10 protein-coding genes and 1 pseudogene are annotated in these 14124 nt (G+C 67.1%); 7 read left to right on the top strand and 4 right to left on the bottom strand.

Features of this window, described 5'->3' with window-relative positions:
- Both BRAS3809_RS07245 and BRAS3809_RS07240 read left to right on the top strand, forming a co-directional pair.
- A partial coding sequence (locus tag BRAS3809_RS07245) for an FtsH/Yme1/Tma family ATP-dependent metallopeptidase (protein WP_035655643.1) occupies positions 1-765 on the top strand: 765 nt, incomplete at its 5' end.
- Positions 766-880: 115 nt separating this feature from the next.
- Positions 881-2566 carry a methyl-accepting chemotaxis protein gene (locus BRAS3809_RS07240; RefSeq protein ID WP_008961434.1) on the top strand — a complete coding sequence of 562 codons (1686 nt, stop codon included), beginning with the start codon at positions 881-883 and terminating at the stop codon, positions 2564-2566.
- A gap of 63 nt (positions 2567-2629) precedes the next feature.
- On the opposite strand, the gene BRAS3809_RS07235 is transcribed toward BRAS3809_RS07240, so the two are convergent.
- The 4 genes from BRAS3809_RS07235 to mgtA all read right to left on the bottom strand — a co-directional run bounded on the left by BRAS3809_RS07235 (position 2630) and on the right by mgtA (position 8784).
- Positions 2630-3985 carry an esterase-like activity of phytase family protein gene (locus tag BRAS3809_RS07235; protein WP_008961433.1) on the bottom strand — a complete coding sequence of 452 codons (1356 nt, stop codon included), beginning with the start codon at positions 3983-3985 and terminating at the stop codon, positions 2630-2632.
- Positions 3986-4104: 119 nt separating this feature from the next.
- A complete protein-coding gene (locus BRAS3809_RS07230) occupies positions 4105-5076 on the bottom strand; it encodes a DMT family transporter (RefSeq protein ID WP_502685661.1) in 972 nt (323 codons plus the stop codon).
- A gap of 79 nt (positions 5077-5155) precedes the next feature.
- Positions 5156-6085, bottom strand: a complete 930-nt coding sequence (locus BRAS3809_RS07225) for a DMT family transporter (RefSeq protein ID WP_008961431.1) — start codon at positions 6083-6085, stop codon at positions 5156-5158.
- Positions 6086-6228: 143 nt separating this feature from the next.
- Positions 6229-8784 carry a magnesium-translocating P-type ATPase gene (gene mgtA / locus BRAS3809_RS07220; RefSeq protein WP_008961430.1) on the bottom strand — a complete coding sequence of 852 codons (2556 nt, stop codon included), beginning with the start codon at positions 8782-8784 and terminating at the stop codon, positions 6229-6231.
- A gap of 193 nt (positions 8785-8977) precedes the next feature.
- Here mgtA and BRAS3809_RS07215 point away from each other — a divergent pair, with 193 nt between their 5' ends.
- The 5 genes and pseudogenes from BRAS3809_RS07215 to BRAS3809_RS07195 all read left to right on the top strand — a co-directional run.
- Positions 8978-10252: an efflux RND transporter periplasmic adaptor subunit gene (locus BRAS3809_RS07215; RefSeq protein ID WP_008961429.1), complete on the top strand. Its 1275-nt coding sequence runs from the start codon at positions 8978-8980 to the stop codon at positions 10250-10252.
- Positions 10249-11475 carry an ABC transporter permease gene (locus BRAS3809_RS07210; protein ID WP_008961428.1) on the top strand — a complete coding sequence of 409 codons (1227 nt, stop codon included), beginning with the start codon at positions 10249-10251 and terminating at the stop codon, positions 11473-11475. Before BRAS3809_RS07215 ends, BRAS3809_RS07210 begins: the two co-directional genes overlap by 4 nt.
- Entirely contained in the window at positions 11468-12151 is a 684-nt protein-coding gene (locus tag BRAS3809_RS07205; RefSeq protein ID WP_008961427.1) for an ABC transporter ATP-binding protein, read from the top strand. The genes BRAS3809_RS07210 and BRAS3809_RS07205 overlap by 8 nt, the downstream gene beginning before the upstream one ends.
- Before the next feature lie 377 nt (positions 12152-12528).
- Positions 12529-13821 (top strand): adenylosuccinate synthase, encoded by a 1293-nt coding sequence (locus tag BRAS3809_RS07200; protein ID WP_008961426.1) that lies wholly within the window; start codon positions 12529-12531, stop codon positions 13819-13821.
- A gap of 36 nt (positions 13822-13857) precedes the next feature.
- A pseudogene (locus tag BRAS3809_RS07195) lies at positions 13858-14124 on the top strand (hypothetical protein); the annotation flags it as partial.

Raw genomic sequence — 14124 nt, 5'->3', positions numbered from 1 at the left:
GCCGGCTTCACCGGTGCCGATCTCGCCAATCTGATCAACGAGGCGGCGATTGCGGCGACCCGCCGCAAGGGCCACGAGGTGACGTTCGACGACTTCACCGTCGCCATCGAGCGCATCGTCGCCGGCATCGAGAAGAAGAGCCGGGTGCTCAGCACCGCCGAGCGGCGCCGGGTCGCCTATCACGAGATGGGGCACGCGCTGGTGGCGGCCAACCTCGCCGGCGTCGATCCGGTGCAGAAGGTCTCGATCATTCCGCGCGGCGTCGGCGCGCTCGGCTATACGATGCAGCGGCCGACGGAGGATCGCTTCCTGCTCGCCGTGAGCGAGCTGAAGAACCGCATCGCGGTGCTGATGGGCGGGCGCGCCTCCGAGCAGCTCATCTTCGACGGCGACGTCTCGACCGGCGCGGCCGACGATCTGCAGCGCGCGACCGAGATCGCGATCGAGATGGTCACCAAATACGGCATGGATGCCAAGGTCGGCCAGCGCACCTATGCGCCGCGGCCGCAGGTCTCGTTCCTGCAGCCGCAGGACCAGATCGTCTCGGCGGCCGAGGACACCGGACGCGAGATCGATCTCGCGGTGCGCGACCTCATCGCCGAGGGGGGCGCGCGGGCCCGCGCGATCCTCGAGGGCCACCGCCAGGACCTGGAGCGCGGCGTGGCGCTGCTGATCGCCAAGGAGACCCTGACGGCCGATGAGTTCGCGCCGCTGCGGCCAGCCGCGGCCGCGGTCGCGAGCCCGGGTGTCGCCGCCACCGGCTGACCCGGGTTTATACGGGGGATTTTTGCAACCGAACTCTAACCATCCTCGGATCATTTGATCTGCAGCTTACCTTGACAGATCGATGCCATCGATCGGGGATCGGCGGAGTTCGCGCGTGCTGCTCAACAATATGAAGATTGCACCCAAGCTGGCCATCGTGGTCGGCGTGGCCTTGCTCGGCCTCGCCGCGGCGGGCACATTTGCCGGCAATCTCATTCAGAAGGAGATGGTCAACGCGCGCATCGAGCAGTGCCGGGCCATCGTCGAGACTGCGCGCAACATGGCGCTCGGCCTCATCAAGGAGGTCGACGCCGGCAAGATGACGAAGGAGGCCGCGATCGACGAGTTCGTCAAGCGCGGCAGCACGATGACCTTCGACAAGGGCACGGGCTATCTGTTCGCCTACACGATGGATGGCAATGTCGTGATCTCGCAGGACCCGAAGCAGCGCGGCTCGAACGTCATCGACTTCGAGCTCAACGGCCGCAAGCTGGTCGTCGAGCTGCGCGACGGCGTCGCCAAGAATGGCGAGGTCACCCTGCATTACGAATATCTGCGGCCGGGCCAGGAGCAGCCCACCCGCAAGATCTCCTATGCGGTCGCGATCCCCGGCTGGAATACGTTCGTGGGCACCGGCGTCTATGTCGACGATCTCGACGCCAAGATGCAGCCGCTGAAATGGATGATGTGGATGGCCTGTGCCGGCATCGCGATCGTGGCCGGCGGCATCGCCTGGCTGATCAGCCGCAGCATCAGCGTGCCGCTCGATCGTCTCGGCGTCCGCATGCGCGAGATCGCGGACGGCCAGCTCGACGGCGAGATCCCGGGGGTCGGCCGCGGCGACGAGATCGGCGGCATGGCGGCCACGGTTCAGATCTTCAAGGACAATGCGCTGCGGGTTCGCGAGCTGGAGCAGGCGGAGGCTGCGAACAAGCAGCGCGCCGATGCGGAGCGGCGCGCCGCCATGCAGAATTTGGCGGCCGACTTCGAGCGCAGCGTCAACGGCATCGTCCGCTCGGTGGCCTCGGCGGCCGAAGGCATGCAGCACACCGCGGAATCGATGACCTCGACGGCGAGCGATGCGAGCTCGCGCGCCTCCACCGTCAGCGCGGCCACGCAGAGCGCCAACGACAATGTCGGCACCGTCGCCTCCGCAGCCGAGCAGCTGTCGAGCTCGGTGAATGAAATCTCCCGCCAGGTCGCCCGCTCCAGCGAGATCGCGAGCAAGGCGGTCGGCGATGCCGAGCGCACCAACGCCACCGTGCAGGTGCTGTCGTCCGGCGCCGAGAAGATCGGCGAGGTCGTCAAGCTGATCCACTCGATCGCGGCGCAGACCAATCTGCTCGCACTGAACGCCACCATCGAGGCCGCCCGCGCCGGCGAGTCCGGCAAGGGCTTCGCCGTGGTCGCCTCCGAGGTCAAGGCGCTCGCCAACCAGACCGCGAAGGCCACCGAGGAGATCTCGGCGCAGGTCGCGGCGATGCAGACCTCGACCCAGGATGCGGTGGCGGCCATCAGCGGCATTACCCAGACCATCGCGCAGATGAGCGAGATCACCAATTCGATCTCGACCTCGATCGCGCAGCAGGGCGACGCGACGCGCGAGATCGCGCGCAACATCCAGTCGGTCGCCGCCGGCTCGAACGAGATCAGCGCCCATATCGGCGGCGTCACCAAGGCGGCGGAGGCCACCGGCATGGCGGCGTCCGAGGTGCTCGCCAGTGCCCGCGAACTCGACAGCCAGTCCGGCCTGCTGCAGCAGGCGGTTGACGGCTTCATGGCCAAGGTGCGCACGGCCTGATCGCGGCCGGCGCCGACGTCGCAACGCCGGCGCCGCGAGGCCCGAAGGCCGGCTATCTGCTGCCTACTTGGCCTTGAGGAAGTCGCCGGCCTCGAGCAGCACGAACTCGTTGTCGTCGGCCTTGTTGGGATCGCGGCTCGACGAGAACGGCAGATTGTTGTCGTTGCCGACGATGATGTGGGTGTCGTCGACGCGGTCGACGTTCTCGATGGTGAAGAACGGGAAGGTGAGCACGCCGTCGTTGAGCGGCTTGCGCGCCTTCTTGTCCGGATCCCTGATCTTCATCAGGTCGATATAGGCGATCTTGCGGACCGGCTTGCCGACATTGGCGTCGGACAGCTCGATCTTGTAGACGCGCTTGAACCTGGCGATGTCCGGGAAGCAGTTGTCGCCGCGGGTGCCCTGCGGGCAGGCCCTGTCGCCGGTGCCCTCGCCATTGTCGCGCTCGATGATCAGGCCCTGAGCCGGATCGATCATGTTGAAGTCGCCGATCGCGTTGCCGTTCTGCTCGAACACATACTGCCAATAGCGGCCGGTGAACTTCTCCGCGGCGACATCGAATTCGAGAATGCGCGAGGCTTCCTTGCCGTCGACCCGCTCCCAATCCTTCTTGTCGGCGTCCCACAGCGGACCTTCGAGCAGCCCGTAGATGAACTTGCCGTCGGGCGACGAGGCGAAGCCTTCAAAACCCTTCGAGCGCCGCAGGTTGACGTTGGTGTAGGTCGCCCCGGGGGCGCCGGGCGACTGCGCCGCCCAATGGTCGGGCGAGCGCACCGGCTTGCCGTCGGCGACCGTCTCGAACACCGCGAGCACCTTGCCGCTCTTGTCGGCCTTGATGATGTAGGGACCGAACTCGTCGCCGATCCAGAGAGTGTCGCCGATGATCTGGAAGCCTTCGGTGTCGAAATCCGAGCCGGTCAGATAACGCTTGGCGGTGTCCTCGTGGACGATACGGAACGGCACCTTCCTGTCGGGGTCATGCAGGAAGATCGTCTCCAGCCGCTCGACCTTGCCGTTCGCCCAGTCGATCTTGTAGCGGTTCAGGTACAGCATCGAATCCGGCGAGTTGTAGCGCGAGCCCATGCCATTGTCGGTGAGGACCCAGAAGCTGCCGTCGGCCATCTTCTTGATGCCGGAGTGGCCCTGCAGCGGCTGCCCCTTGAACGGCAGCGAGACGCCGGTCGGACGCTCGAACGACTTGCCCATGACGCTGCCGATGGTGTCGACGCGCTTGCCGGTGGTGTACTTGCCTGAGGTCTTGAGATCGTCCGGCGCGTCGGCGGGTGCCTCGATGAAGGATTCGGCGGGCATCACGGCGTGACCCGCCAGCGTGGCGGGGAATTCACCTCCGCCTTGCGCGCGCGCCACGCCGGTGCCGAGCGCGAGAATCGCGACGGTGGTAAGCAGATATCGGTGCATGGGGAAGCCTCCTGAGCTCGAACCATGCGCGTTGTGGCCAGGACGCCTGACGCGACGCTGACATTTCGATGACAACCGGATGATGGCGGCTGGCTCCGTCGGCGCGTCTTGCCGCATGCTCACGGCTTGGGCGCGGACTGCGGCTGCCGGAGCGGGACGCGCGAGGCGATGATCACGCCGGCGATCACCAGCGCGTAGCCCGCGAGGTGGAACGGCTTGAGCTCCTCGCCGAGCAGGAGGATGGCCAGCACGGAGCCGAACAGCGGCACCAGGTGCAGGAAGGGAGCGGCACGGTTCGGCCCGATCAGGCCGATGCCGCGGTTGAAGAACAGATAGGCCAGCGTCGAGGCGAACACGACGACGTAGCCGACCGTCAGGACCGACAAGAGGTCGAGCTGCAGCACAAAGCCCGAGCCGTATTCCCACGCCGCCAGAGGCAGCAGCAGCAGGGCGCCCAAGGCGGTGCAGGACGAGATCAGCGACAGCTGATGCACGGCCGGCCGCCGCGTCATGACGGCCGAGTAGATCCCGAACACCAGCAGCGCGCCGGCAAACATCAGGTCGCCGCGGTTGAACTGGATCGCAGCCAACGCGCCGAGATCACCACGCAACAGGATCACCAGGACGCCGGTCAGCGACATCGCAATGCCGGCGAACTGCGCCGCCGTCAGCCGCACCCCGAACAGAACCAGCGACCACAGCGCCACGAACAGGGGGGCGGAGGATTGGATCAGCAGCCCGTTGAGGGCCTGGGTATACTGCATCGCCCAATAGGACAGCGCGTTGTTGATGGCGAAGCCGGTCAGCGCCAAAACCAGCAGCAGCGGCCAGCTCGCCAGCAGCGTGCGCCAGTCGCGCACGAGATGCGCCCGCGCGAACGGCCATAGCATCAGAAAGGTTCCGATCCAGCGGATGCAGGACAGGGTGAGCGGAGGCACATGGCCGGCGACATAGCGTGCCAGCACGATGTTGCCGGCCCAGAACAGCGAGGCCAGTGTCAGCAGCAGATAGGGCTGGTTGTTGAGCCAGGCCAGCGGCGTGGCGGGATGTGATGCGGTGGGCACGGGAGGCTCGGGCGTCAGGCCGTCCATGGTGAGACAATTCGCGTCGCGATACAATGAATAGCGACGTATTGGTGCCATGCAGCGCCGCTGTTTCGCGGCATCTCTTTCAAGTCGCCTGCTTGCGCGAGGCCGCGTAGACGCCGGACAGCACCAGAGCGAAGCCGATGACGTGGAAGATCTGCGGACGCTCGCCGAGGAAGACGAAGGCCATGATCGAGCCGAACACCGGCACCACGTGGAAGAACGGCGCGGCGCGGTTGGCGCCGATCAGCAGGACGCCGCGGTTGAAGCAGAGATAGGCGATGGTCGAGGGGAAGATCGCGACGTAGAGCAGCGACAGCAGGTTCTGGGTGTCGAGCGCCATCACCGGGCGGGTGTTGAGTTCCCAGATCAGCAGCGGGATCAGGCTGGCGGCGCCGCAGCCGAAGGTGAAGGCCACCATCGACAGGCCATGGATCTGCGGCCGCTTGATCGTCAGCACGGAGTAGAAGCCAAACACCGCCATTGCGACCAGGAAGATCAGGTCGCCCTTGTTGAAGCTGATGTCGGCGAGCGCGGCCGGATGGCCGCGCGTCAGGATCAGCAGCACGCCGACCATCGACAGCACGATGCCGATCGCCTGCGCCAGAGTGAGATGCACGCGCAGCAGCAGCATCGACCAGAGCGCCACGATCAGCGGCCCGCCGGATTGCAGCAGCAGCGTGTTGAGCGCCTGGGTGTATTCGAGCGACCAGTATTGCAGCGTGTTGAAGGCGCCGATGCCGGTCACCGACAGCGCGATCATGATGCCGAGCTTGGAGCGGATCGCCGGCCAGTCCTGGCGGAGCTGCTTCCAGGCCAGCGGCAGAATGATCAGGAACGCCAGCGACCAGCGCAGGAACGACAGTGTCACCGGCGGGATGTGCCCGGCGGCGAGCCGGCCGACGATCGCATTGCCGGCCCAGCACAGCGCGGTGATGCTGAGCAGCACATAGGGTTGATTGGCGATCCAGGCGCGCGCGGGCGCTGGGGACGCGGTGGGATCGGCGGCAGACATGCGGCGGTGTTGGCCCCGGTTCTTGCGCCGCGGCATCCGGCCCGGTCATCCCGGCCGCTGGTCCTCCCCGGCCTCGTCGAGAGACACCAATTGCCGCTGCCCATCAAGAGGGCAGATGCATCGCGACTATGCAGCGGCGGTGGTCATGAACGCGGGTGCTGATGCCGCCTGTGAGATCGTCCAGTCCTGGATTGCACAGCGACCGATTTGAGACCTTCCGCGCAGACCAGATAGGTGGCCACGAGGGCCGCGATCGCGGCGAGCATCATGATCGGCGGCGCCACGAAGCCGAACCAGGCGCCAGCCGGCGTGAACGGCACGATCATGGCGACGCCCAGCGCGATCAGCGATGACGCCGTCAGCATCGGATCGGCGCGGTTGCTCCAGGGACGACCGTTGGTCCTGATGATGAAGATGACGAGGATCTGCGTCGCCATGGATTCGAGGAACCAGGCGGTGCGGAACTCGTCGGGCGTGGCATGGAACAGATAGAGCAGGGCGCCGAAGGTGAGAAAATCGAACAGCGACGACAGCGGGCCCATGATCGCGGCGAAGCGCAACAGCCGCCTCATGTCCCAGCGCTGCGGCCACGCGGTCGCCTGCGGGCTGACGCGGTCGAAGGGAATGCCGAGCTCGGAGAGATCATAGAGCAGGTTGTTCAGCAGGATCTGGGTCGGCAGCATCGGCAGGAACGGCAGCATGATCGAGGCCACCGCCATCGACAGCATGTTGCCGAAATTCGAGCTCGCGCCCATCCGGACATATTTGAGGATGTTGGCGAAGGTCCGTCGTCCCTCCTCGACGCCGTTGGCGACGACCTCGAGGTCGCTGGCGAGCAGGATCATGTCGGCGGCCGATTGCGCCACGCCGGTAGCGCCGTCGACCGAGAGCCCGATGTCGGCGGCCTTCAGGGCCGGGGCATCGTTGATGCCGTCGCCGAGGAAGCCGACCACCTCGCCCGAGGCCTGCAGCGCCTTCACGATCCGCGACTTCTGATCCGGTGCGAGCCGGCCGAACGCGTCGGCCGAGCGCACTTGCACCGCCAGCGCATCGTCGCTCAGCTCGGCGATGTCGCTGCCGGACAGCACGCGGTCGGCCTTCAACCCGACCAGCGCTGCCAGACGCTTGACCACGACAGGATCGTCGCCGGACAGGATCTTCAGCGCGATGCCGGCGCGGGCGAGCTCCGCGATCGCGGCGGCCGCCGTGGGCTTGGGCGGATCGGCGAAAGCGCACAGGCCCTCGAAGATCAGCTCCTGCTCGTCCTCGGTCTCGACCTCGCGTGGCGTACCGCTCCAGGGTTTCGACGCAATGGCCACGGTGCGCAGTCCCTCGCGCGCCAGCGCATGGACGCGTTCGCGCATGTCGCCGCGGCCGTCCTCGTCGAGCGCGACGATGGCGCTCTGCCTTTGCTGCGTGCACAGCTCGATGACAGCCTCCGGCGCGCCCTTCACGATCAGGATCTGGTCCGTCCCGCGCACCGCCAGGACCGAGCCGAGCCGTCGCGAGAAGTCGAAGGTCTGCTGGCCACCCAAGGTCCATCCCGCCGCCGCATGGTCGGCGCCCGCGACCAGCGCCGTATCCAGCGAGCCGCGATCGCCGCCGAGCGCGGCGGCGATCGCGCCGAGCTCGGCGGGGCGCGGGTGATCGCTGCCATCGGGCGCGATGCTGCGCGCCAGGGTGATCTCGGCCGACGTCAGCGTTCCCGTCTTGTCGGTGCACAGCACCGACATCGCGCCGAGATCATGGATCGCCGCCAGCCGCTTCACGATCACCTTGCGCTTGGCCATGCGCAGCGCGCCGCGCGACAGCGTCACGGTGGTGATCATCGGCAGCAGCTCGGGCGTCAGCCCGACCGCCAGCGCCACCGAGAACAACAGCGAGTCGAGAACGTCACGGCCGAACAGCACGCGAAAGGCGAGCACGATGACGACGAGCGCCAGCGTGAGCCGCGCGATGACCAGGCCGAACTCGTGCAGGTCGCGCTCGAACGGCGTGCGTCCCTGCGCTTCCGCCAGCGCGGAGGCGGCTGCGCCGAACATCGTGTTCGGCCCGGTATTGACGACGAGCGCGACGGCCTCGCCGGTCTGCGCCACCGAGCCGCGGAACAGCGCGTTCGAGGTGTCGTTCTCATCGGCGGCGGGACCGGCCTGCTTCGTCACCGGATAGGGCTCGCCCGTCAGCGCCGCTTCGCCGGCCGTAAAGGCCTTGCTCTCGATGATCAGCGCGTCGGCCGGCACGATGTCGCCGGCGCGCACGCGCAGGATGTCGCCGGGCACGACAGCGTCCACCTCGATCTCGCGATAGGCGCCGTCGCGCTTGACCTCGGCCTTCAACGCCACCGATCGCCGCAGTTCCTCGGCCGCCTTGACGGCGTGGCCCTCCTGCACCGTGTCGAGCCCGATCGACAGCGTCAGGATCAGGACGATGATCGCACCGCCGATCACGTCTCCCGTGACCATCGAAATGAGACCCGCGACGAGCAGGATCAGCGACAGTGGCTCGAGCAGCCGGCGCAGGATGGCGCGCAGCGGTCCGACGACGTGGGAGGGTGTGTCGGCATTGCGGCCGTAGCTCACCAGCCGCTGCGCAGCGCCGGCTTCGTTCAGGCCATCGAGGTCGCAGCCGAGCCGCTCGGCGGCCTGTGCCGGAGAAAGGCGCCAGAACCGGTGCAGGCTGGAGGTCGTTTCAGTGCTCACGGGCGCCCGTTCATGTTCGTGGACAAAGCTTCATGGCGTTCTCGCTTGATTTGCATGAACGATCGCGCCGCGGTTGACCTAGCGCAACATCCTGATGCGCGCATGACCTAGCCTCCCGGAGAACGGGCCGTGGGGCTGACGGCTGAAGATTCACGAGGACGACATCCCGCCCGGCTCGCCGGGTGCCATTGCAATGACGGACATGGTCGATCAAGCCGCAGCCCTCCCGCGCCAGAGCAGCAAATCCTCGTCGAAGGTCTGGTCCGCACTTGCCGCGCATCGGTGGTTCATTCTCGCCGTGATCCTTCTGCTCGGCCTCGGCGGCTGGCAGAGCGTGCGCGTCATGCTCGGCCCGGCGATCGTGGTCGATCAGGTGCGGCGCGGCGACCTCGTCGAGACGGTCGTCGCCAGCGGCCATGTCGAGACGCCGTTCCGCGTCGAGATCGGCAGCCAGATCACCGGCACGGTCGATGAAGTCCTGGTGCTCGAAGGCCAGCGCGTGACCAAGGGCCAGCCGCTGATTTCGCTGGAGGCGCGCGAGCTGAAGGCTGCCGTGGTGCAGGCGCAGGGGCAGGTGGCCCAGGCGGAGGCGCGCATGCGCCAGCTCGCTGAACTCACCCTGCCGTCGGCGACGGAGGCGCTGCGCCAGGCGCAGGCGACGCTGCTCAATGCACAGCAGACCTACGACCGCACCTCGCAGCTCACGACCAACGGCTATGCCACCCGGGCCTCGCTCGACGAGGCGCAGAAGACGCTCGACATCGCGCTGGCGCAGAAGCGCGCCGCCGAATTCCAGGTGTTCACCGCGAGCCCCGGCGGCAGCGACTACGTCATGGCCGAGACGCAGCTGAATCAGGCGCGCGCCAATCTCGACACCGCGCAGTCGCGGCGCGGCTACGCGACGATCTCGGCGCCGCGCGACGGCGTACTGATCACGCGCAATGTCGAGAAGGGCACCGTGGCGCAGCCCGGCAAGGCGCTGCTCGTTCTTGCGCCCGCCGGCGACGTCCAGCTCGTGCTGCAGATCGACGAGCGCAACCTCGGCAAGCTGACGCTGGGGCAGACCGCGCTGGCCTCGGCCGACGCCTATCCTGACAAGCGCTTTCCTGCCGTGCTCAGCTACATCAATCCGGGCGTCGATCTCTCGCGCGCCTCGGTGCAGGTCAAGCTGATCGTCAAGGACCCGCCCGACTATCTGCGTCAGGACATGACGGTCTCGGTCGACATCGAGGTCGCGTCCCGCAAGGACACGCTGGAGCTGCCGGTACGCTCGGTTCATGATCTCACCTCCGGGCAGCCCTGGGTGCTCGGCGAGAAGGACGGCCGCGCGGTCAAGCGCCCGGTGCGCGCCGGCATCCGTGGCAACAGCCATGTCGAGATCGTCGATGGGCTGAGCGCCGGCGACATCGCGGTGCCCGCCAGCTCCGGCCTCGTCACAGGGCAGCGCTTCCGTCCGGTGCTGCCGTGAACCGCTGGTTGCCGTTCGAGTGGATCGCGGCGGTGCGCTTCCTGCGCGAGGGCCGGCTGCAGACCCTGTTCATCATCGGCGGCATCGCGATCGGCGTCGCCGTGATCGTGTTCATGTCGGCGATGCTCGCAGGGCTCGAGGCCAACTTCATCAAGCGCGTGCTGACCTCGCAGCCGCAGATCCAGTTGCTGACGCCGGACCAGGTCGCGCGTCCGCTGCGCAACGGCAATGGCGTGATCGAGGATGCCATCGTGCAGCGGCCGAGCCAGCGCGTGATCTCGATCGACCAATGGCCGAAGATCCGTGCCCAGATGCTGGCGATGCCGGAGATCACCGCGGTGTCGCCGACCATCTCCGGCTCGGCGCTCGCCATCCGCGGCGACGCCAGCCGCGCCGTGACGCTGTCCGGCATCGAGCCGGAGAGCTATTTCGCCATCGTGCGCGTGCCGGACTACGTCGTCGCGGGCGAGCCGCGGCTGAGCAGCGAGGACATCATCATCGGCATCGAACTGGCCAAGGATCTCGGTGCCGTCGTCGGCGACAAGCTCAATGTCCAGGCCGCCTCGGGCGCCAACCGCGTGCTGACGGTGACAGGCCTCGTCGACCTCGGCAACAAGGGCGTCAATCAGCGCGCGGCCTATGTCGCGCTGCGCACCGCGCAGTCGCTGCTCGGCATGATCGGCGGCGTCACCACCATCGATATCACCGTGCAGGACATCTACGCGGCCGAGGATATTGCGCAGCGGATCCAGGCCGCCAACCTCGTCAAGGCCGACAGCTGGATCAAGACCAATGCGCAGTTCTTCGTCGCGGTGCGCGCCCAGGAGACCTCCAACACGCTGATCCGCGTGTTCGTCGCAATGTCGGTCGCCTTCGGTATCGCGGCCGTGCTGATCGTGTCGGTGATCCAGCGCTCCAAGGAGATTGGCATTCTCCGGGCGATGGGCACCTCGCGCGGCCAGATCCTGCGCGTGTTCCTGCTGCAGGGCGGGCTGCTCGGCTTCATCGGCTCGCTGTTCGGCGCGGCGCTCGGCGCCGGCGCGCTGATCTATTGGCATGCCGTGCAGCGCCAGGCCGATGGATCGGAGTTGTTTCCGCTCATTCTCGAGCGGCGATTGTTCATCATCACAGCCTTGCTCGCGACAGTGACGGGATTGCTCGCCGCAACCGCGCCCGCGCTGCGCGCGGCGAAGCTCGACCCGGTGGTGGCGATCCGTGGCTGAGGCAATCCTGCGGCTGGAGAAGGTCTGCAAGGCCTACAATGTCGGCCTGCCGACCGAGACCGAGGTGCTGCACGACATCGATCTCGAGGTCGATCGCGGCGAGTTCGTCGCGCTGATCGGTCCGTCCGGCTCGGGCAAGAGCACGCTGCTCAACATCGTCGGCCTGCTCGACCGGCCGACCTCCGGCCGGCTCACCATCAAGGGTCATGATACGGCCTCGCTCTCCGATACCGAGCTCACTCACCTGCGCGGCCACACCATCGGTTTCATCTTCCAGTCTCACCTCCTGATCTCCGCCTTCACGGCCAAGGAGAACGTGATGATGCCGCTGCTGGTCGACCGCGGTTTCCCGAGCCCGGAGATCGAAGCGCAGGCCGGCAGGCTGCTCGACCAGGTCGGCCTGGCGAAATTCGCAAGCCATCTCGCGAGCAACATGTCGGGCGGCCAGCAGCAGCGGGTCGCGGTTGCGCGATCGCTGGCGATGAACCCGGATCTGGTGCTGGCGGACGAGCCGACCGGCAATCTCGACACCCGATCGGCCGAGGCGGTGTTCGAACTGATGCGGGAGGTCAATCGGAGGGCTGGTACCAGCTTCCTGCTCGTCACCCACAACCTCGATCTGGCGCGGCGTTGTGATCGTATCATTGAGGTTGTCGACGGGCGGATCCAGCGCTGAGACCTGGGCGGTCGATGCGGCCCGGAGGGCAGGTCCTGCAGGCTCGATCGCAGATTCGCCGTCGTTCCCGTGCTCAATGTCGTGGCCGGGGTCGTCTGGCCGTCAGACGCGTGGGCTCCGGAAGACCGTCCGCAGCCGGGGCGGCATGAAATTTTGGGGCATATCAAAGGCTTGGTGGCGCTGTTGTGTGCTCCGGGGGCCCGTTCTTGCTTGCCTAGCCCGGCGGCTTCCTTTATCCGGTGGGTCGCCTCGCAAGCGAGCGGTCCCGGCCGCGATTTGGGCTGGGCGCATGGTTGGCCAGGCTGGCCCCTCATCGGAAGCGATATCGACCGAGCCGATCGTGCTGTTTTGGATCTTGGCAGAGGAAAGAGCTGCGAATGGCTAACGTGGTCGTCGTCGGCGCCCAGTGGGGTGACGAGGGGAAGGGCAAGATCGTCGACTGGCTGTCGGAGCAGGCCGACATCGTCGTGCGCTTCCAGGGCGGCCACAATGCCGGCCATACCCTCGTCATCAACGGCGCGACCTACAAGCTCGCGCTGCTGCCGTCCGGCGTGCTGCGCGCCGGCAAGCTGTCGGTGATCGGCAATGGCGTCGTGTTCGATCCGCAGGCCTTTCTCGATGAAGTCGGCAAGCTGCAGGCGCAAGGCCTGACCATCAGCCCGGACAATCTGCGCATCGCCGAGAACGTCACGCTGATCCTGCCGCTGCATCGTGAGCTCGACGCGCTGCGCGAATCCGCCAGCGCCGCGACCGCCATCGGCACCACCCGTCGCGGTATCGGCCCGGCCTATGAGGACAAGGTCGGCCGCCGCGCCATCCGGCTGATGGACCTCGCCGATCTCGACACGCTGCCGCACAAGATCGACCGCCTGCTCGCCCATCACAACGCGCTTCGCCGCGGTCTCGACCTGGAACAGATCGACGGCAAGGTCATTCTGGACGAGCTGACGGCGCTGGCGCCGAAGTTGCTGCCTTATGCGGAGACGGTGTGGCGCCTGCTCGACATCAAGCGCCGCGAAGGCAAGCGCCTGCTGTTCGAGGGCGCCCAGGGCGCGCTGCTCGACGTCGATCACGGCACCTATCCCTATGTGACCTCGTCGAACACGGTGGCGGCCCAGGCCGCGACCGGTGCGGGCCTCGGCCCGGGTGCGATCGGCTACGTACTCGGCCTCTGCAAGGCCTACACGACCCGCGTCGGCCAGGGGCCGTTCCCGACCGAGCAGGACAACGAGATCGGCCGAAAGATCGGCGAGCGTGGCCGTGAATTCGGAACGAATACCGGCCGGCCGCGTCGTTGCGGCTGGTTCGACGCCGTCCTGGTCCGCCAGGCGGTGCGGACCTGTGGCATTAACGGTCTTGCGTTGACCAAGCTGGACATTCTCGATGGTTTCGACACCATCGAGGTGTGCACCGGCTACAAGCTGGACGGCAAGGAGATCGATCACTTCCCGGCCGGCGAAGGGGCTCAGGCCCGGGTCGAGCCGATCTACGAGACGATCGAAGGCTGGAAGCAGCCGACGGCGAACGCGCGCTCCTGGGCCGACCTGCCGGCCCAGGCCATCAAATACGTCCGGCGCATCGAGGAACTGGTGGGTTGCCCGATCGCACTGCTTTCCACCAGCCCTGAACGCGAGGATACTATCCTGGTCCAGAATCCCTTCGAGGCGTGACGGGACCCGACAGCGCAGCCCGCGAATTGAGTTGATATGGCCGACTACTACCCGCTGATAGCCCGTGCCATTGCCGGATTGGACCCCAACGCTCCCGGCGAAAGCCGGCGCGCGCTTTACGAGCGGGCTCGCGCAGCGCTGATCGCGCAACTTCGCAGCGTCCAGCCGCCGCTCAGCGAATCCGAGATCACCCGCGAGCGGCTGTCGCTCGAAGAGGCGGTGCGCAAGGTCGAGGCGGAAGCAGCCCAGCGGGCCCGTGAGGCGCAGCGCGCCTCCAGCGGTGCGGCTCGTCCTGGCGATGCG

Origin of the sequence: Bradyrhizobium sp. STM 3809, assembly GCF_000239795.1 — a bacterium.
Taxonomy (GTDB): Bacteria; Pseudomonadota; Alphaproteobacteria; order Rhizobiales; family Xanthobacteraceae; genus Bradyrhizobium.
The sequence above is the reverse complement of the archived record's forward strand: the minus strand, read 5'-3'. Positions and strand labels throughout refer to the sequence as shown.

What these genes read in the sequence shown, in the direction of transcription:
- BRAS3809_RS07215 (WP_008961429.1), top strand. Translation starts at nt 8,978, where the DNA reads ATGACGGACATGGTCGATCAAGCCGCAGCCCTCCCGCGCCAGAGCAGC.
- BRAS3809_RS07230 (WP_502685661.1), bottom strand. Translation starts at nt 5,076, where the DNA reads ATGGACGGCCTGACGCCCGAGCCTCCCGTGCCCACCGCATCACATCCC.
- BRAS3809_RS07235 (WP_008961433.1), bottom strand. Translation starts at nt 3,985, where the DNA reads ATGCACCGATATCTGCTTACCACCGTCGCGATTCTCGCGCTCGGCACC.
- BRAS3809_RS07225 (WP_008961431.1), bottom strand. Translation starts at nt 6,085, where the DNA reads ATGTCTGCCGCCGATCCCACCGCGTCCCCAGCGCCCGCGCGCGCCTGG.
- BRAS3809_RS07200 (WP_008961426.1), top strand. Translation starts at nt 12,529, where the DNA reads ATGGCTAACGTGGTCGTCGTCGGCGCCCAGTGGGGTGACGAGGGGAAG.